This is a genomic window from Chitinasiproducens palmae (genome assembly GCF_900095735.1).
In the GTDB taxonomy this organism is placed as follows: Bacteria; Pseudomonadota; Gammaproteobacteria; order Burkholderiales; family Burkholderiaceae; genus Chitinasiproducens; species Chitinasiproducens palmae.
Map to the genome: position 1 here is coordinate 113,522 of NZ_FNLO01000010.1, position 19,426 is coordinate 132,947.

At 67.8% G+C, this 19,426-nt stretch carries 12 protein-coding genes and 1 tRNA gene; 4 read left to right on the forward strand and 9 right to left on the reverse strand.

The features are described 5' to 3' along the window. Positions 1-90 precede the first annotated feature (90 nt). On the forward strand, positions 91-1,215 hold the full coding sequence (locus BLU54_RS16370) for a transporter substrate-binding domain-containing protein (RefSeq protein WP_091910751.1): 1,125 nt from the start codon (positions 91-93) through the stop codon (positions 1,213-1,215). Between the two features lie 83 nt (positions 1,216-1,298). On the opposite strand, the gene selD is transcribed toward BLU54_RS16370, so the two are convergent. Both selD and BLU54_RS16380 read right to left on the reverse strand, forming a co-directional pair. Beyond that, on the reverse strand, positions 1,299-2,384 hold the full coding sequence (gene selD, locus BLU54_RS16375; RefSeq protein WP_091910753.1) for a selenide, water dikinase SelD: 1,086 nt from the start codon (positions 2,382-2,384) through the stop codon (positions 1,299-1,301). A 302-nt stretch (positions 2,385-2,686) separates the two neighbouring features. Then, the gene (locus BLU54_RS16380; RefSeq protein ID WP_091910960.1) at positions 2,687-3,046 is read right to left on the reverse strand and encodes a four-helix bundle copper-binding protein; all 360 of its coding nucleotides are present in this window, start codon (positions 3,044-3,046) and stop codon (positions 2,687-2,689) included. A 348-nt stretch (positions 3,047-3,394) separates the two neighbouring features. Here BLU54_RS16380 and BLU54_RS16385 point away from each other — a divergent pair, with 348 nt between their 5' ends. Together BLU54_RS16385 and BLU54_RS16390 are read left to right on the forward strand one after the other, a co-directional pair. Beyond that, positions 3,395-4,741, forward strand: a complete 1,347-nt coding sequence (locus BLU54_RS16385) for an exonuclease SbcCD subunit D (protein ID WP_091910755.1) — start codon at positions 3,395-3,397, stop codon at positions 4,739-4,741. Next, positions 4,738-9,144: an AAA family ATPase gene (locus tag BLU54_RS16390; protein WP_091910757.1), complete on the forward strand. Its 4,407-nt coding sequence runs from the start codon at positions 4,738-4,740 to the stop codon at positions 9,142-9,144. Before BLU54_RS16385 ends, BLU54_RS16390 begins: the two co-directional genes overlap by 4 nt. Positions 9,145-9,607: 463 nt before the next feature. On the opposite strand, the gene BLU54_RS16395 is transcribed toward BLU54_RS16390, so the two are convergent. Together BLU54_RS16395 and BLU54_RS16400 are read right to left on the reverse strand one after the other, a co-directional pair. Further along, complete coding sequence (locus tag BLU54_RS16395; RefSeq protein WP_091910759.1) at positions 9,608-10,039, reverse strand: RcnB family protein; 432 nt, start codon at positions 10,037-10,039, stop codon at positions 9,608-9,610. A gap of 192 nt (positions 10,040-10,231) precedes the next feature. Continuing rightward, positions 10,232-10,735 carry an isochorismatase family protein gene (locus tag BLU54_RS16400; protein ID WP_235837995.1) on the reverse strand — a complete coding sequence of 168 codons (504 nt, stop codon included), beginning with the start codon at positions 10,733-10,735 and terminating at the stop codon, positions 10,232-10,234. Between the two features lie 1,057 nt (positions 10,736-11,792). Between BLU54_RS16400 and BLU54_RS16405 the strand changes: the two genes are divergently transcribed. Then, positions 11,793-12,221: a response regulator gene (locus BLU54_RS16405; protein ID WP_091910763.1), complete on the forward strand. Its 429-nt coding sequence runs from the start codon at positions 11,793-11,795 to the stop codon at positions 12,219-12,221. Here the strand turns inward: BLU54_RS16405 and BLU54_RS16410 are convergent. From BLU54_RS16410 to fdhE, 5 genes are all read right to left on the reverse strand, one after another. Continuing rightward, a complete protein-coding gene (locus tag BLU54_RS16410; protein ID WP_211435366.1) occupies positions 12,215-13,408 on the reverse strand; it encodes a sensor histidine kinase in 1,194 nt (397 codons plus the stop codon). The two genes, BLU54_RS16405 and BLU54_RS16410, sit on opposite strands and share 7 nt — an antisense overlap. A 558-nt stretch (positions 13,409-13,966) precedes the next feature. Continuing rightward, positions 13,967-14,062: transfer RNA gene (locus tag BLU54_RS16415), tRNA-Sec, on the reverse strand. A gap of 22 nt (positions 14,063-14,084) precedes the next feature. Beyond that, on the reverse strand, positions 14,085-16,196 hold the full coding sequence (gene selB, locus BLU54_RS16420) for a selenocysteine-specific translation elongation factor (RefSeq protein ID WP_091910768.1): 2,112 nt from the start codon (positions 16,194-16,196) through the stop codon (positions 14,085-14,087). Then, complete coding sequence (gene selA, locus BLU54_RS16425; RefSeq protein ID WP_091910770.1) at positions 16,193-17,698, reverse strand: L-seryl-tRNA(Sec) selenium transferase; 1,506 nt, start codon at positions 17,696-17,698, stop codon at positions 16,193-16,195. Before selA ends, selB begins: the two co-directional genes overlap by 4 nt. A 385-nt stretch (positions 17,699-18,083) precedes the next feature. Then, entirely contained in the window at positions 18,084-19,079 is a 996-nt protein-coding gene (fdhE, locus tag BLU54_RS16430) for a formate dehydrogenase accessory protein FdhE (protein WP_091910772.1), read from the reverse strand. Between the last annotated feature and the right edge of the window lie 347 nt (positions 19,080-19,426).

Sequence of the window (19,426 nt, forward strand, 5' to 3'; positions counted from 1 at the left end):
GCGCATCCTGGGCAGGTCGGCGACCCGCCAGGAAGGTGGCAACAGCGCGCCGTCCCTTGGCTACGTCGGAGTGTCTCAGGTGGGGAAAGCATGAAGTCGTCGCGCAATGCGGAGCGTCAGATCGAGCGCGCGGACCCGCCGTGCGCCTCCACTTCCGACCGAAGGGGCGGCGGGGACGGCGCATGGGCCAGGCGCATCGCGTGGTGCTGTCGCGATTGGCGGACCCTGCGCGGTCGACGCACACGGACGGGTGGCTGGCTGCAACGCGCCTGCCGACCGCTCGCCGTCCTGCTGTGCGTGAGCCTTGCGCCGATCGCATTGGCTCAGGCCAGCGATCCCCGCTCGAATGCATCGCCGCCGTCGTCCCCGTCGGGCTCGGCGGACGCCACCCTGCAAGGCACACTGAAAAAGATCAGTGACAGCGGCGAGATCGTGTTGGGCGTCAGGGCCTCGTCGGCACCGCTGTCTTACGCCGACGCGCAAGGCAATACCATCGGCTATTCGCAGGACATTGCGCTACGCATCGTCGATGCGATCAAGATCCGGCTGCACATGCCGGACCTGCGCGTCGTCAACCTGCCAATCACCTCTGCGAACCGGATGGCTCTGCTCGGTGCCGGTCGCTTCGACCTCGAATGCGGCTCCACGACGCATACATTGGAGCGAGAACAGACGGCGTCCTTTTCGAACAACATCTTTTTGTACGGCATCAAGATCGCCACCCGGCGCAGCGGGTCGATCCGCGATTTCGGCGACCTCGACGGGCAGCGGGTCGTGACGACGGCCGGCACCACCTCCGAAACGCTGCTGCGGCGCATGCTCGACGTGTATCACGACAACTTCGACCTGACCACGCAAGCCGATCACGACCAGTCCTTCGCGGCGCTGGTTCGTGGCGAGGCGGATGCCTTCGTGGTCGATGAACCTTTGCTCTACGCGGAACGCTCGCGCACCGCCAAGCCTTCGGATTACGTGATTACCGGCACGCCGTTGGCGTTCGAGAACTATGCATGCATGTTCCGGCGCGGCGACACGCAGTTCAAGCAACTGGTCGACGAGACCATCGCCCGGCTGCAACGATCGGGACAGGCGGCGGCAATCTATCGCAAATGGTTCGAACAGCCGGTGCCGCCGAATGGCAACAACCTACGCTATCCGATGTCGCAGGAACTGCGCGAGCTGTTCGCGCATCCGAATGACCGGGCGCAGCACTGACACCGCACCGCACGCCCGGCTCGGTCCTTCGAAAGCCGCTGCCTGCCCCTCGACCGCGCAGTCAGCGCAAGATCAGCGCACAATCAGCGTACCACTACGCCCGCCGGCCCTTCGGCAACTTCGCCCACCACCGTGGCCTCGGCGAAGCCATGCTCGCGGAATATCGCCAACACCCGTTCGCGCGCCGCCGGCGCGCACGCGACCAACAGGCCGCCCGCGGTCTGCGGATCGGTCAACAAGGCCTGGCGTATCGGATCCTCGGCTGCGGCCCAGGTCACCGACGCTCCGTAAGAGGCCCAATTGCGACGCGATGCACCGGTAATTCTGCCAGCCGCCGCATGCGCGGCCACGCCCGGCAGCAGCGGAATCGCCGCGCCATCGAGCTGGATCGTCGCATTCGCCCCGCGGCTCATTTCCAGCGCATGCCCGAGGACACCGAAACCGGTCACGTCGGTGATCGCGTGCACATCATCAAGCGCGGCGAGCTTCGGTCCGGGCGTGTTGAGCCGGGTTGTCGCATCGATCATCGCCGCGTAACCGTCCGCGTCGAGCAGGTCCTGCTTCAATGCGGCCGACAGGATACCGACACCGATCGGTTTGCCCAGCACGAGCACATCGCCAGGCCGCGCGCCGGAATTCCGCTTCAGACGCTTCGGATCGACCAGGCCGATCGCCACCAGCCCGTAGATCGGCTCGACCGAGTCGATCGAGTGCCCGCCGGCCAGCGGGATGCCGGCCGCGTGGCAGACCGACTCGCCGCCTTCGAGAATCCGCGCGATCGTGGTCGGCGGCAGCACGTTGATCGGCATGCCGACCACCGCCAGCGCGAAGAGCGGTTGCCCACCCATCGCGTACACGTCCGATAACGCATTGGTGGCGGCGATGCGGCCGAAGTCGAAAGGATCGTCGACGATCGGCATGAAGAAGTCGGTCGTCGCGACAATCGCCTGATCGTCGTTGATCTGGTAGACCGCCGCATCGTCCGCCGTCTCCGTGCCGACCAGCAGCGCAGGTGGCACCGGCCACGGACTGGCGCGTTCGAGCAGTTTGGCCAGCACGCCGGGCGCGATCTTGCAGCCGCAACCGCCGCCGTGGGAAAGGCTGGTCAGGCGCGGTGCACTGGCTTCGCTGCTGGCAGCGGACTGGTTGAGATCGGGCGTAACGGACATCGTTGATCGGCTCTGGCAGGCAAGCGACGGAAGGAAGGCGCAGGGACAAATGACACGGCAGGCGGCACGGCAAGCGACACGGCAAGCAACACGGCAGGCAGCGAGCAAGGTAGCAAGGGCTAGCCGAACGAGCGGCCGCGCCCGCCGCCTGGCGGACCACCAGGTGAGACGCCGGGCAGACGGGCGGGCCAGTACCCAAGCAAACATCCGAGCAGGCACCCGAACAAACGGCCGATATGGCGCGGCCGCCACCACGCGCCATTATCGCCCGGACACCGTCGCGCGTGCAGGCGAGCGCGGAATCACAGCGTGCGGCAGGCTTCCGCGCAGCCGCGACAGGCATCGGCGCACGCCTGGCAGTGATCCACCGTGTGGCGCGCGCACTCGTCCGCACAGGCATCGCAGATGCGCGCGCACAGCGCGGCGAACTCCTGCGACGACTGGCTTTGCCGCGCAAGCGCGGCCGACGTGAAGCGGCACAGCGCCGCGCAATCCAGGTCTAGCCGGATGCATTTGAGCATCATCTTGACGTCCGCCTCGTCCAGACAGGCTGACGCGCACCTGTCGCAGGCGGCCGCGCAGGCATCGAGCGCCTCGATCACGCGTTCATAGCCTCTCGAAACGGCGGGGTCGTGGCTGGCGGCGGCGTGCAGTTCTGACATGACTTTCTCCTGTTCGGTGGCCGCGCACGCATCGCGCGAGACGGCTTCTGAAAGAGCGTTCCGCCGCAACCGGCGTGCCACCGCCTGCCAGGACTGCGATCGGGTGCCATTCGTTGTCACCGGTTGCCATTGCATGCCACTGCTTGCCAAGGCGACGAGCGGCTATCAGCCGAAACCACTGGCGGAGCTGCCATCCAGACGCCGCGCGCAGCCGGGCGACGCCGGGCAGCGCCGCGCGATCGCGAGGTCGCCGCGCCCGGCCACCAGCGCTGACGGCCTGACGCAATGGCGTACTGGCGCGCGGCCGGCCGCCAGTGGTACGGTGACGTTTGTTACAGGACCCTCCCCATGCGTTTGCTGCACACCGCCGACTGGCATCTCGGCCAGACCTTGCACGGCTTCGATCGAAGCGTCGAGCATCAGGCCTTTCTGGACTGGCTGCTGGACGTGCTGACCAATGAGGACATCGACGTGCTGTTGCTCGCCGGCGACATCTTCGATACGGCCAATCCCCCGTCCGCCGCGCAACATCAGTTCTACCGCTTCGTCGCCGCTGCACAGGCGCGCCAGCCAGGGCTGGCGATCGTTGCAATCGCCGGCAATCACGACTCGGCCGGGCGTCTCGAAGCCCCGTTGCCCCTGCTCGAACTATGCCGCGTCAACGTGGTTGGACAGACCCGGCGCCTACCCGACGGCGCGGTCGACCTGGAGCGGTTGCTCGTCCCACTGCACGACCGAAGCGGTGCGCTGCGCGCCTGGTGCCTGGCCGTGCCGTTCCTGCGCCCGGGCGACGTCCCGCGCGTCACAGATGCCCCTGCCGCTGCCCCTGCCGCCGCCGACGTGTCCGCCGCGGAGGACCGCGCAACCCATGAGCCGGCCGCTGGGCACGCGCGCGATCCCTATCTCGACGGCGTCGTACGCCTGTACCGCGACACACTGACCCTGGCCTGCGCGCGCCGGGCGCCCGATCAGGCGATCATCGCGCTTGGCCACTGCCACTTGAGCCGTGGCCAGATCTCCGAGGCCTCCGAGCGGCCATTGGTCATTGGCGGGGCCGAGGCGCTTGACGCGGCGCTGTTCGACGATCGCCTCGCCTATGTCGCACTCGGGCACCTGCATCGGCCACAGGTACTCGGCACGCACCCGGTGATTCGCTACAGTGGCAGCCCGCTGCCGATGTCATTCAGCGAACGCGAGTACCCGCATCAGGTGGTGGTGGTCGAACTGGATGGCGCCGCGTTGGCCGCCAGCGACCCGGTCCGTTCGATCCGCGTGCCGCGCCGCGTCGATTTGCTGCGCATCCCGCCGCAACCCCGTCCGCTCGACGAGGTGCTTGCCGCACTCGCCGCATGGTCTGGCGGCGACCCTGCGCTGCCTGACACCGAATGGCCGTACCTGTCGGTTGCCGTGTTGCTCGACGGTCCCGAACCCACGCTGCGGCAGCAAGTGGAGCACGTGCTGGCCGGCAAGGCGGTCCGTCTGGCGCGCATCGACGTTCAGCCGCGCGTTCGGGCTGGCGACAACGCGCCCACCGACGCGCTGTCGCTCGATGCGCTCGCGCAACTCGATCCGCGCGCCGTGTACACCGCCGCCTATCGGAACCGGTTCGCCGCCGAGCCGCCGCCGGAGACGCTGGCCGCGCTGACGCAACTGATGAACGCAAGCGACGATGCATCGGCCGGAGATCGGCGATGAAGATCCTGGCAATCCGTGGCGCCAACCTCGCTTCCCTGGCCGGCGAGTTCGAGGTCGATTTCGCGGCCGAGCCGCTTGCGTCGGCCGGACTGTTCGCGATCAGCGGCCCCACCGGCGCCGGCAAGAGCACCCTGCTCGACGCGCTGTGCCTGGCGCTCTACGATTACACCCCGCGTCTGGCCAAGGCACAGGCCAAGGGCATCGGCCTGCCCGACGTCGCGGACGAGACGGTCGCGCCCGGCGACCCGCGTACGCTGTTGCGTCGTGGCGCGGCTGCCGGTCACGCGGAGGTCGACTTCCTCGGCAACGACGGCGTCGCCTACCGCAGTCGCTGGTCGGTGCGACGCGCGCACAACCGCCCGCGCGGTCGTCTGCAGTCGACCGAGATGAGCTTGCTGCGCATCGCCGACGGACAACCGGTCGCCGGCCGCCTGAAAACCGAAGTACTGCAGGCCGTCGTCTCCCTGGTCGGGTTGAGTTTCGATCAGTTCACGCGCGCCGTGCTGCTGGCGCAGAACGAGTTCTTCGCGTTTCTGAAGGCGCCGGACGACGAACGTGCCGCGCTGCTGCAAACCCTGACCGGCACCGAACGCTTCAGTCGCCTGTCAGTGTCGGCTTTCGAGCGCGCGCGCGACGAAGCGCAGGCGGTGCGCGCATTGGAAGAACAGATGGCCGGACAGGCGCCGCTGAGTGACGAAGCGCGGGCGGCATGCATCGCCAACGCGCAGCGGGAGGGCGACGCCGTCGACGAGTGTGACAGCCACCTCGCGGCAATCGCACGCGCCCGTCAGTGGCATGATGCTCGCGCGGATGCGCTACGCGCCGTCGCCGCTGCGGGGCGCGCATTCGAAGACGCAGCGGCCCGCCACCAGGCCGCCGAGGCGCGCCGCCGGTATCTGGCGCGCGTGGCAGACGTACAGCCGGCGCGGCCGCTGCTGACCGACTGTGCGAGGACCGGCGAGCAGGTCGTCAAAAACCAGGCGAGCTTGCAGGATTGCAGCGCGCAACGTGCGCGCAGCGCCACGCGCCTGGCGGCAGCCGATACCCGCGCGGAGGCCGCGGCACGCGCGCTGGCCGAGGCCCAGACACGGCAGCTTGCCGTGCAACCCATGCTCGCCGAGGCCAAGCGTCTCGACGCGACACTCGCCGCGCGCCTGCCGGTCGCGGAGCGCGAACAACAGCGTACTCGCGACGCGCGCGAACGGGCGGACGCGCTGGCCAAGCAGCGCGACGCGCGTTTGAAAGCCTTGGGCGCGGCACGCCAGGCGCTGAAGCAGGCCGAGACGCAAGCAGCCACCCTGGCACCGGCGGAACCGTTGGCGAGCGACTGGCGGCACTACGACGCGCTGTTCGAACAGGCGCAGCAGGTGCGCGGCACCCTGCTGACCGCGCACGAACAGCACACGCAGGCGCGCCGTCAATTCGATAGCGCGCAACAGCGCTGCACCGAACGTGAGCGCGACGCCACCGCTGCGGAAACGCGCGCGAACGCGGCAATGCACGCATCGCGACTGGCCGATGCGGCAGTGCTTGCCTGCGATGCCGACGCGCTCGCAACGGCGCGACGCAATCGCGACGTGAGCGACGAAGCGTGGCGCAGTGCGCACGGTGCGTGGCAGGCACTGTCACGGTGTCGGGCGGACGAAACGGCGCATCGCCGCCAACAGGCGAGCGCAGCCGCCGAGCGCGAGGCGGCAGATGCCGCACTGGCACAGGCACAAACCGCGCATCCTGCCGCGCTCGAACAGGCGGCGCAGGCCGAGCGCTGCCTGCGCATCGCAACCCTCGCGTGCGGCGACGCTCGTGTGCTGCGCGAACAACTGGAGCCGGACCTGCCCTGCCCGGTATGCGGCAGCGTCGCTCACCCATACGTGGCGCACGGCAGCGAGCCACTCGATGCCCCGTCTCAGGCGGCACTGGTCGCCTTGCGCAGCGAGTCGAAAGAGCGGCATGCGGCCGTCGCGCAACTGAACACGGCCATTGCGGTTGCGACGGGCGACATCGCGCGACTGGACCGCCAACTCGCCGACGGCAACGTGACGCGCGATACGCTGCACGCGCAATTGACTCAGGCTCTTGCGACGTGGCGTTCACATCGGCAACCCGCCCTCGCGCATGCCTGCGATGTGTCGCTCGATACTTTCGACGCGACCGACGACCCGACTGCGATCGACGCGGCGTTGACCCGTGGCCGGCGTCGGCTGGACGAAGATGCCGCGAGTTTGCAAGCGCGCCAGTCGCGGCTGCACGACGCGGAACGTGCACGCGACCGCGCCCGCGACACCGCGCAGACTGCACGCGATGCATGGGCTGCAGCGGCGCGCGAGCGCGATCTGGCTTTCGCCGCGCTCGACGCCGCGCGCGGCGCTGTCGAGCGTGCGGCTAGCCGCATCGAAGACGCTCGGACGACACTCGATGGCTTGCTGAACGGACTCGACGGCGCGCAGCTTGAGACGCTGTTTGCGACGCTGCCTGAGACCCTAGCAGGGGCGGCGATGTCGGCAAGCGCGGGGGGCGCGGCGTTGACACGCGCTGGCAACCGCGACGACGCCAGCGAGGACCACGGCCGGAGGGGCGGCCTGGATGGTGGCCCGCAGGGTGACCTTGATTACGACAGGAAGCACGGCTGGGAAGGCGGCTCGGAAGGCGGCTGGCGGACAGTGTGGCGCGCCGATCCGGCCGCGTTCCGGCAGGCCTGCCACGGTTTGGCCGAACGCTGTCGCGCCGTCGCGCAAACGGCTGCACAACTGCGGACCGACATTGCCGCACTTGTGCCTGAGACCGAGCAATTGCACGAGACGGCGCGCACCGCGCGAGACGACGCGGAAGCGGCGAGTCGCGAAGCGGCAGAGCGCGCCACCGAGGTTGCCGAACTCCGCGACCACCGCACCGCCGTATTCGCCGGGCCGCCGTACACGGCGTGGACCACGGCGGCGATCGAAAATGATCTTGCCGCGCGCTTGGCCGAGACGACGAAGGCGCGCGATAGTGCATTGCAGGAACGCGCCACATGCGAGGGCGACCACCGTGCAATCATCGAACGCGAAGATTCGGCGACGCGCGCGCTGGACGACGCACAACGTGCCGCGCACGCCGCGCAACGGGCACTCGACGACTGGATCGACGCGTTCAACCATCGGTCGTCGCTAGTCATGGAGTCTGCCGCACCGAGCGACGCGATCGGCCACAACGCGGATGTCAGCAGCAGCGGCATTTTCACCGACACGCGCGACGCGCAGGACGGCTCGGTAGCAGCGATGGTTCGCTCGCCCTTGGCGGCACCGCTCGGGTCATTCGAACCACTGTCACCGACCGCGCTGAACGCATTGCTCGCCCATGATCCCGACTGGTTCGAGAAGGAACGGCATGCGCTTGAACATCTGGCACGCGACCTCGCCGGTGCACGGTCGGTGCTGGACGATCGGCGCGCTGCGAGCGCGCGATTCGACGCGCTGCCTGAAGTGCTTGCCGCGTTGGTCCGATCGGCGGCCCAGGCTGCGGCGTTGAACCGAGGGCACGACCCGCAGCACGACGCGCAACAACGCGAGCCACAAAGCGTGCAACAAAGCGTGCAACAAAGCGTGCAACGAGACGCGCAAGCAGACGCGCGGCTAGACCCACAGCATGACGGCACAGGCGCCACCTCGATCGAGGACCACGCGTCCAGCGCCGCGCTGCCGTCGCGCCAAGCGGCATTGGATCCGGTGCCAGTCGTCACCGACGACGGCGCGGACACGCCGGACGAGGCGGCGCTGCCTGCTCTTGCCGAGACCCTGTCGGCGCACCGCGCCGCGGCACAAGACCGTTTGACGGAAGCGAAGGTTGCGCTTCGCAGCGACGATGCGCGGCGTACCGCGACCGCCGACCTGCTGCGCGAGATTGCTACGCAGCAGCAGGCAGCGCAGCCGTGGCAAACGCTCGCCGACGTGATCGGCTCCGCCGACGGACGGCGCTTTCGCAATCTCGCGCAGCAGACGACGCTCGACGTCCTGCTGGGCTACGCCAACGCACAATTGCGTCTGCTGACGCAGCGCTACCGTCTGCAACGCATCCCCGACAGCCTCGCCCTGCTGGTCGTCGATCAATACATGGCCGACGAAGTGCGCTCGGTGCACTCGCTGTCCGGCGGGGAATCGTTTCTCGTCTCACTCGCGTTGGCACTCGGCCTGGCTTCGCTCTCGTCGCATCGAGTGCGGGTTGAATCGCTGTTCATCGACGAAGGGTTCGGCACGCTCGACGCCGAGACGCTGGCGGTCGCAATGGACGCACTCGACAGCCTGCAGGCGCAGGGACGAAAGGTCGGCGTGATTTCGCACGTGGCCGAGATGACCGAACGGATCGGGACGCGGATCGAAGTCACACGTCTGGAGGGAGGGCGCAGCCGTGTGCGCGTCGCCAATTGACGTGCAGCATTGGCACCACGCTGGCGAACCCGCTGAGGCGGTCGCGGCAAGCCGGCCGCCAATGTGTCCGTCATCGTGCATTGGACGTGCATGCGAGCGCATGCGGGCGTCTTGGGTGCGGCCGTCTTGCTTGCCGACCTCGTGCACGCGAGCTGCGACCCCCTAGGCAGTGCACCACCTAGGCGTGCCCTGCTTCAGCCTGCTCGCGAGCCAACTGCTTCATTTGGACGCGCGGCTCGCAGAGGTTGAGTGCAGGCCGAGCAACGAGCGGAAGCATCGCGCCCCCTTCGACCGCGCAGCCGTCACAACAGGCGCGGTGTCGGAAAGGGTTGCAGCCACCTCGCTGCTTGCCCGCGACTCACCCGTTGCTTGTTCGCATCACCATTGGCGGCCGCGTGCCGCTAGTTCGATGCTGGCTACCCGCGCCCCGCCCGCATGACGCGGCCGGGGTCCATCACCGGACTTAACGGCCGCCGGTGACGATTTGGGCGATCACGCCCGACGCGATGGCGACCAGCAGGTAGTCGCCGTTCACGCCGACCCAATGATAGCCACGCGGCGGACGGTTCAGGTTGTAGCCGTGCCAGTCATCCACCACATATTGACGGTTCCGATAGTCGTTCGGCAAACGCTCACCACGTCGGAAATTCGGGCCACCCGGGCCAGGACCACGCTCGGCGTGCATCGGCTGGCCTTGCCGGCCCGGACCGTCGTGCATGTCGCCGCGGCCGGGGCCACCAGGGCCACCAGGGCCACCAGGGCCATTACCGCCGCCCTGCCAGCCGGAGCCGCCGCGCGAATTCGGACCATTCGGTCCAGGTGCCTGCGCCGACGCGAGCGACGAGAATGCCAGTCCGGCTGCCATCGTCAGGGCCAACAGAGTCTTTGATTTCATGTTTCCTCCTCTTGTTGCTGTCAGATTGACGCGACTGACATGCTGCAAGACGCGTTCCAAAATGACCGAAGGCAAGATTACAAACGGTAACGGCGTCATCGTCTGCCTGTCACGTGCACTGCCACCGCGATGCGTTCGGCATAGACGCACGCCCCGAAGCAGTCCGGCCTCGGGGCGTCATGCATCGAGCCGTCAGGCCGGAAGCAAGTCCTCGGGCCGGGCCACCACCGCATGTGCACCGAAGTGATGGCGCCACAAGCGCTCGCCCAGCGCCGCCGAGCGGTCGAGGGACGAGCCGACGGTCAGCCACCTGAGCAACGTCGGATGCAAGCCCGCGTCGAACAGCATGAAGCCCGCCGCGAGGCAGCAGGTGTCGGCCTGGATGCCGCATACGAAAACGCGCTCGACGCCCCGGGCGCGAAGATGGTCGATCAGAGAGACGGGCGGGAGGTAGCCATGCTTGATCACGACATGGTCAGCCTCGACCAGGCTCACGTCGTCGGTGCCGGGCCTCCAACCGAGCTGCGCCTCGAACGGCGTGACGCGCTCGTCATGCCGCTCTACGGTCGCCACGGTGTAGATGCGAGGCACGAGCCCGCGAATGCCGGAAAGCACAGCGTCCGGCAACGGAAAACTCGATTGCACGTCGACCACGAGCAGCGCATCACTTGCGGGAAGCCGTACAGCATCCGTCAACTCTCTGCTCCTCAGAATATGCCGACGAAGCGGCACGCACATTCAAGCCCACGCCGGAACCGGGAACCCACGCGATCGGCACGGCCGCCCGGCCTCGCTTGCCAGCCGGGCGGCACTCACGTGCTGCGCAAGACTGGCGTGGCGTCGCGCCGCGCTCAACGCTTGACGAATGCCCTCGGTCCGGTTCTAACGACGTCGGCAGTCGGCGGGCCGGCGCGGCTGAAAACGCAGTCCCCGGATGCGCGAACCAAAGGACCCGTTGTCGGCACAGGGCACAGGGCACAGTCGAAAGATAGGCCGGCACGGCATGCCACGCAAGGCTTCGACGGTTGCGTAAAGCCGTTGCCCTGTCGTATGCCGATGCCCTGTCGTATGCCGTTGCCCTGTCGTATGCCGTTGCCCTGTCGTATGCCGATGCCCTGTCGTATGCCGATGCCTGTGAGCAGGGCCCGGCAGGCGACGGAAATCGGCGATGTCGACGATCCCGAAGATCCCACGAGCCACCGAGATACCCCGTCTCGGTTCGTCTGGACGGTCGGCGTACTGCCTTGCCCCGCTTCGCGAATCCGCGCTCGCATTGGCCTCGGCGAGCCAACAGCGCCAAGCCGCACGCCGCCCGCCTGTGCAGCGATCGTTGATCGGATACGCGGCTGACGAGTTCCCTGGGCGCGGTCCGCCTATCCTCGAATATCGGTAACGACGGCGGATCAGCCGCCTTCGCGCTGGCAGTTCCGTTGACGTCGGGCGCGCCTGAGCTCGGCCTCAAGTCGATTTCGCCGACCAGGGCTGGGACAGATCGATTGCCTTGACGTCAAGCCTTGCGGCGAAGCCAAAGCGACTCGGCGCTTCGATCGGGCATGCGCCCTCCGACCGCCGATGATCGACGAATGGTCCGCAGTCTCATGCAGGGCATTGGGTCAAGTCCGACAGTCATCGTCTCATCGCCCGCGAGGCCCGCCCCGGTGCCGCCGCTGCCACCGCAATTCTCGAGCCGTCTCGCCACCGGTAGCGGCCCACTTTTTGCGCTGATAAATCAAACGGCGCAACAGGAGGAGACATGCACGCAGGAACGCGACGACTCGAGCAGACATGCGAAATTTGGGCGGACCGCCTGAACAGCGACGGGGAAGTCGCGCGGGTCTTGGTTGTTGACGACTTCCGCGACCTTGCGGATGCCGTTGCGGAAGCGTTGACCCGCCCCAATGTGCGCAGCAGATGCGCTTACTCAGGCGAGCAAGCGCTCGGCTTGATCACGCGGTGGCAGCCGCACGTAGTGCTTTTAGACCTGTCGTTGCCCGGTACCGACGGCTTCAAGGTGGCAGAGCAGATCGCTCGTATGCCTGGCGGCGACCGCCCTGTTCTGATCGCCCACACCGGCTTGAACCGTGCGGAAAACATCGAACGGGTGCGGGCACTGGGCTTCAGCGGCTTCTGCTCGAAGCCACTTTCGTTCGGCCCCGTGCTTCGCTTCCTGAACGTTCACTGAGACGGGTCGTCGACGGCATTCGAGGGTGGGAAAACGGCTTCGAACATGACACCGTCACGGACCGATGACAACACCTTCAGGTCGCCGCCGTGCGCCTCGACGATATGTCGGCAAATGAAGAGGCCAAGTCCCAGCCCCTCGCGCCGACCACCCGCTTCCGCCTGCCAGAACGGTTCGAACATACGCACTAGCGCGGATTCGTCGATCAACGGGCCGCCGTTGGTCACCGCGATATGCAGCGCGCCCTCCTCCACTTCGCATCTCACTTTGACAGGCACGTCGGCGGCACCATGGCGAAACGCATTCGAGACGAGATTCGACAGCAGTTGCTGCAGACGCGCCGCATCGCAGACGACCGTTTCGTTGATGGCGATACGAATATCGACCAGCCGATCCGGGTGCGCGGCGGTGATCTCGTCGACAGTCAATTCCAGCAAGCGTCCTAGATCCGCGCAGGGTTTGATCTCCAGGGCAATGCCGCCGCCCAGCCTAGCCCGGGTGAAATCGATGACGTCGTCGATCATGTATGACATGCGCGCGACCGACGCAGTCATCCGCTTGCCAATTTCCGGCACCCGCGTGACGGGCACCGCGTTGGCGGTCAGCACCTCGGCCAATGCGCCAATCGCCGCCAACGGGTTGCGCAAGTCATGAGCGAGGACGCCGAGGAACTGCTCACGAAGCACTGCATCGTCCGCCAGTGTCAGCGCACGTTGCTCGTCGGCACCCTGCTGCTGGTTGTTGTCGAGCTGGACGACAATGAGATCGGCAGCCAACTGCAACATCGCGATCTCCTGTTTCAGATCGCCGACACGTGGCTTCCGGTCCAACGCACAGAGATTGCCAAAATAGCTGCCGTCTGGCCGATAGATCGGGACCGATATGCCACTTCGCAAGCCGTATTCGCTCGTGAGGAACTGGCAGGCCGCGTTCGATTCATCCGCCATGTCCGCGTGAGCCACCACGTCCCCGATCGATTGCGCGGCGAAACACACGGTCTGATGCAACTCGAGGGTATCGCCAACGGCAATGCCCAAGACCACGGAATTATGCGCAACCATCGCTTGCCACCGTGCATCCGCAAGCGACGCGAGGATCACGCTTTCCATGCCAATTGACTGGCTTACGCGCTCCAGGATCATCGGGATCGCACGCAGCCGGTTCAGCAGGTCAATTTCAAGCCGCACAGCCATGTTCCCCGCGAAAGCCGATCAAAACGAGAGGATAGTAGTAACTACATGTTCGCTGTCGATGAACCGCACCGTCCGGTAAAGATGTCTCGAAACGGCTGGGGAGAATTTGGAAAATGCAGCAATGCTTGCGGCGGCAACATGAATGACCACGCGCGACGCGGCGCGTGAGGGCGACCAGTACCTGTTCAGCGAAGACGGCCAATTCGTTCAGATGATCTGGCTTCGGGCAATGGGCATCGAACCCTGCCAGCCTTACTCGATCAACGCCAGGCGACCAGCTAGCTTCAAACATCGGCGTACGCAATGTTCGTCGCGATCGCGGCGGGGAATCACCGGCACGTCGCGGCATGGCCTGGATGGCCGCATCGCGGGATGGCGACGCGCAGTCCCTTCCCAGGGATTGAGGCACACATCGCACGCTGCGACTGCCCGGGCAAGAGCGGCAAGCAGCAAGAAGGCTATTACCCACAAAGCCCCATCAAATCAGGCAATTGCAGACCGACGCGAGACGGTGCGGGACGGGGCGGGGCGGGACAACGCGGCAGAAGCGAATGGCGGAAGGCAGCAGGAGTCGAACCTACCCGGGAACGTCTGACGCCCCCTACTGGGTTTGAAGCCCAGCCGCGCCACCGGGCGCGCATGCCTTCCATTGAAGCAGATGACGAAGGCGTCAGTCGCTACCGCGTGCCTGCCATTGACTGTCGCTGCGCAACAGGTGGCGCTCGCGATGAAAGCGAGTATACCCAAGGCGGTCGAAGAACTCCAAAACCTGGATCGCGCGCTTGCGGCCGAGGCCGGTGGCGTCGCGGAAGGCGGCGGCGCTCACGCCGCCGGCACCGGGCTGCGGCGCCGCGGCGGCGTTACGGCCGTCGTGGCGGCGGTTGTCGTCGCCGGCCGATACCGCGCGACGCGCTGCCATGCCATTGGCTTGACCGGCCGGCCCGTACAGTTTCTCCGTCACGCCATTTGCATCTGCCGACCAGGCGACCGCTGTCGCGTCGATGCGCTCGCCGCCGGGTCCGCCTGCCAATTTGGCGATGAGCGCCGCGAGCCGTTCGATGACCGCTCGGGCATAGAACAGGTCCCGCACGATCTGGAAGACCTCGCCGCGCTGCGCCATCTTGCGCAGCAGCTGTCGGGTGGCTTCTTCGCCGCCGCGCGTCTCGCGGGCAAGGTCGCGGACCCAAGGCGGATTGACGTCGCCGGCGGTCAGGCGGCGCAACAGATCGGCGGCGCTGGCCTCCTCGTCGGCATTGAAGCTGACGCGGTGATCCGGCAGATGCAACCACGGACCGCTGCGCGCCACCACGTCCTGGCCGATCAAGGCATCGACCACGGCGCGCCAGACTGCGGCATCCAGCGTCGGATAGGCGATGCGACGCAGGCGCGACAGCTCGACACCGGGTTCATCGGGCGTGCGTCGATGACAGTCGTCGAGGGCGGCCAACACGCCGTCCCGCAACGCCCGCCAGGCATCCGCCGCGAACAGATGGGCCTGCTCGCTGCCGCGCAACGGCAGGCGTACCGCGTCAGGCGGCAGCGACAGGCGGTCCGGTGCCACACCACTCAGGTGCGCGAGCCGTGCCGCGGAGAGCCCGAGCGGCGCCCGTGCCAGCAGTGCATCGATGCCACCGCCTTCGATCAGCGCATGCAGCGCGTCGAGCCAGGCATGCCGTTCCGGTGTGCGACGCTTGCGCGCGACGCCGAAAGGATCCAGTACCCGGCCGCCACCGATCGTTCGATTGGCCTGCGCATTGCGCATCACGAAGCGGTCGCCCGGCACGGCAAGCACTTCCTGCCCGAACACCAGCTGGACACGGCCGCGGCTGCCCGGCCCCAGCGTTTCCGCGTCGAGCAACACCACTTGCGCCACCGCGTGCATGGTGCCGAGATGCACGTGTACCGGCGTCCAATGCACGAGTGTCGTGTCCGCATCCTGCAGCAGCGCGAGTTCGACGTCGAGACGCGGCGAAGTCGTCGACAGCCGTGGATCGACCAGGGCGTCGCCACGCGCCAGCCAGCGCTTGTCGGCGCCAGCCAGGTTCACCGCGCACCGTTCGCCAGCGTGGCCGAGCTCGGCCGGCCGGTTTTGCACGTGCAGTCCTCGTACACGCGCTTCACGCGGACCGGCGGTGCCCGGGACGATCAGCAGCGTGTCGCCGACCGCGACACGGCCCGCGATCAGCGTGCCGGTGGCCACGGTGCCCAATCCCGCGAGGGTGAAGACACGATCGACCGCCAGCCGGCACAGCGCGTCGTCGCGACGGCGCCCGGTCGCTTGCGCCGCGTCGGCGAGATGCGCCCGCAGCGCTGCCACGCCGGGATCGTCCGGCGCCGTCGCGTTGGTCGCGATGATCGCCGCCGCCTGCATCCGGTAGGTCGGCAGCAGTGCCGCGATGCTGGACTCGACCGCGGCCAGGCGCGCGGCGTCCACGCGGTCCGCCTTGGTGAGCGCTACGACCGCCCGGTCGACGCCGAGCATCTGCAGAATCGCCAGATGTTCCAGCGTCTGCGGCATCGGGCCGTCGTCGGCCGCGACCACCAGCAGCGCGTAGTCGATGCCGGACGCGCCGGCGGTCATCGTATGGATCAACCGCTCGTGCCCCGGTACGTCGATGATGCCGAGCACCTGCCCGTCGGGCAACGGTGTGTAGGCGTAGCCGAGCTCGATCGAAATGCCGCGGGCCTTCTCCTCCTTCAGCCGGTCCGTGTCGACACCGGTCAGCGCGCGCACCAGCGTCGTCTTGCCGTGGTCGATGTGGCCCGCGGTACCGACGATCATCGACGCGACTCCGATTGCGTGGTGGCCTGCAACTGCGCGACGAAAGCCGTTTCGTGCTCGCTTTCGAGACAACGCAGGTCGAGCCACAGCGCGTCATTGGCGATCCGCCCGATGACCGGACGCGGTAGTCCCCGCAGCAGCCGCTCGACGGCTTGCAAGGCCCGCGCGCGCCGCTTGCCGGACGCCGGCGTCACGCACAACGCGTAGCTCGGCAACCGGTCGACCGGCAGTGCTCCGCTGCCGATCTGGCTGTGGCACGGCATCGGCGCCACCGTCAATGCCTCGCCCGGCAACAGCGCATGCAGTGCCGCCGCCACCGGCCCGGCCAGCCGTTCCGCCTGCGCGTGGATTTCCGCTGGCGCGCGGCTCAGCAGACGCAAGGTCGTCAGCCGTTGTGGCAGCAGTTCCGGCGAGCGGTACAGCTTCAGCACCGGCTCGAGCGCGGCCAGCGTCAGCTTGCCGACGCGCAGCGCGCGCTTCAGCGGATGCTTCTTGATCTTGCGGATGAGGTCGCGCCTGCCGACGATCAGGCCGGCCTGCGGCCCGCCGAGCAGTTTGTCGCCGCTGAACGTGACCAGGTCGGCGCCCGCCGCCACGGTCTCCGCGACCGTCGTTTCATGCGGCAGGCCGTAGCGGCTCATGTCGACCAGCGTGCCGCTGCCGAGATCCACGGCAACGGGCACGCCGTGCTGGCGCGCCAGCGGCACCAACTCCTGAACCTCGACCGCGCGGGTGAAGCCGCTGATCGCGTAGTTGCTGCAATGCACCTTCATCAGCAGCGCGGTGCGCTCGCCGATCGCATCGGTGTAATCGGTCGGATGCGTGCGGTTGGTGGTGCCTACTTCGCGCAGCCGCGCGCCGGCCCGCGCCATGATGTCCGGAATGCGGAACGCGCCGCCGATCTCGACCAGTTCGCCGCGCGAGACGACGACTTCGCGCCGATAGGCGAGCGCGCTGAGACTGAGCAGGACCGCGGCCGCGTTGTTGTTGACCACCGTGGCCGCTTCGGCACCGGTCAGCTCGGTGAGGATGCCGTCGATCAGGTCGTCGCGATCGCCGCGTCCGCCGGAGGACAGGTCGAATTCGAGATTGGTCGGCGCGCCCAGCGCCGCGATCACCGACGCCACCGCGGCATCGGGCAGCAGCGCGCGGCCGAGATTGGTGTGAAGCACCGTACCGGTCAGATTGTAGACGGCGCGCAGGCGCGGCTGGTCTTCCCGTTCGATTGCCGCTGCCGCCGTCGCGACGAAGGCGCCATCGTCGCTGACGCCCAGCTCGCGGCCGGCCTGCAGCGCTTCGTTCAAGGCGGCGCGGCGCGCTTCGACACTGCGCCGGAGATGCGTGACGACGCGGGTGCGGCCGTGCAGTTCGATCAACGCGGCGCTCTGCGGCAACGCCAGCAAGCGATCCACCGAGGGCAAGGCGGCGAGGCCGGACCGTGACGGCACCGCATCGGGGGTCGCGGACGGTTGGGAATCGACGGGCGTGCCGTGAACCGGCATCGAATCTGTGGACAAGATAGGAGTTCCGCTGTGCATCGCCGCGGCGGCCCGGGGCGGCAGCGCGCGCCCGAGACTCACCCGTTCGCGACCATGCGCATCCGAGCCGATCCTCGGCATCGAAGATTCAAGCCTAGCAGTTTCGTCGGCGCCCGTCGCGGCCGGCCGGCGACAGCCGAGCGCGCACCCGGTAAGCGCACAAGCCAAGCGCACCACATAAGCGCACGCCCGCAAGCGTACACCCCGGATGCGCGCGCGCGGCCAGGCCGCGCATCACTCGCCCGGCCCGACCAGCTGTCAAGCGTGCGCAAGCGCCAAGGGGTCGGCGGGTCACGTCGGCGGGTCACGTCGGCGGCTTAGCTCGGCGGGTCTCGCCGGTGGTGGCGCTCTAGGTGCCCTGCCGGTCCGACGTACCCGGCGTGGCCTGCCGGCCCTGCGCTTCCTGATCGTCTTCGTCCTGCTCGGCTTGCCACAGGAACGGATGCCCGCTGCTGCGCTTGAACCCGGCCTCGGTCACCATCAGGTCCAGCGGCAGGCTGGCCAGATCGTCGGCGAAGGCTTCGCCGTTCATGTCTTTTTCCAGATAGACGATTTTACGGTAGGTGCCGCAGTGGTCGCAGGTCTCGGCCTTCAACGCGTCCGAAGTGCCCTCGATACCGTGGTAGGCGATGCCCTCGGTCGAATCGCAGTGGCTGCACTTGATCCGCACCATGTGCCACTCGGTGGCGCACAGGCCGCATTGCAGGAAGCGATAGCCCTGATATACCCCGCCGATGCGAACGACGCTGGCGACCGGGAGGCTGCCGCAGCACGGGCAGTGCCCCGGCGTATCGAGATACGGGACCTCGGCGGGCGCCAGACGGCTGGCCAGATCGGTCCACACTACCTGCAGCGCGGCCATCACGAACGGCGCACTGGCGGGGTCGACGCCGCGCGCGCTGCCGCCAGACTGGGCGTTCAGCACGGCGTCGGCCAGCTGTTCCAACGCTTCTCCGTCGAGCCCGCGGACTTGCGCGATCAGCGCCTGCAGCGGCGGGGGCAGTGTGTCCGCCGCCATCAGGTCGAGCAGGCGCGACAGCACGTCGCGCCATAGCGGCGGCCGGGCCCCCATCGCCGGCAGCACCGGCATCGAATGCCGCTGCGCCACGGCGATCGATTCGGCCGACGGCATCGGGGTCTCGAATTCGGCCAGCAACGTCTGCTGCGCGCCGACCAGACGCGCGACGAAGCGAAGGTAATCGCCAATCGTCGAGTTGTCCGCCAGCTGCTGCAACCGTGCGGCGCGCTCGCCAAACACCGTCGCGCGCGCGGGCATGCGCAGACGCGGGACGACAGCGGCGTTCATCGCGGCGATCTGTTCGGGTTCCATCAGGCGCGAAGCCATGTGCTTACTCCTGGCGCGTCCGTGTGAGCGCGCGTCGATTCAATTGCAGCGTGACGGCGTGAACGGCGCGCCGTCGGACCTGCTCGGTGTTAATCGGGGTTTCGCCGTGCATCGAACGTGCCGGCCGTTGATCGCTACATGCAGGCGCTTTCGCACCGGGCGAGGCGTCCGGTATCGCAGCGTAGCGCCCTGTGGACCGGTCGTCACGTCCAGCACTTCCAGTACGCCTGCGCGCTGGTCCGACGGTTCGGCAGCCCGCTCGGCGGCAGCGCCGCCGCTCAGGTCAGGTCCGGTCAAGCGGAGCTGCAGTCGCGGCGTCGCCGCAGCCAGCCTGTGGCGGGCGGCGA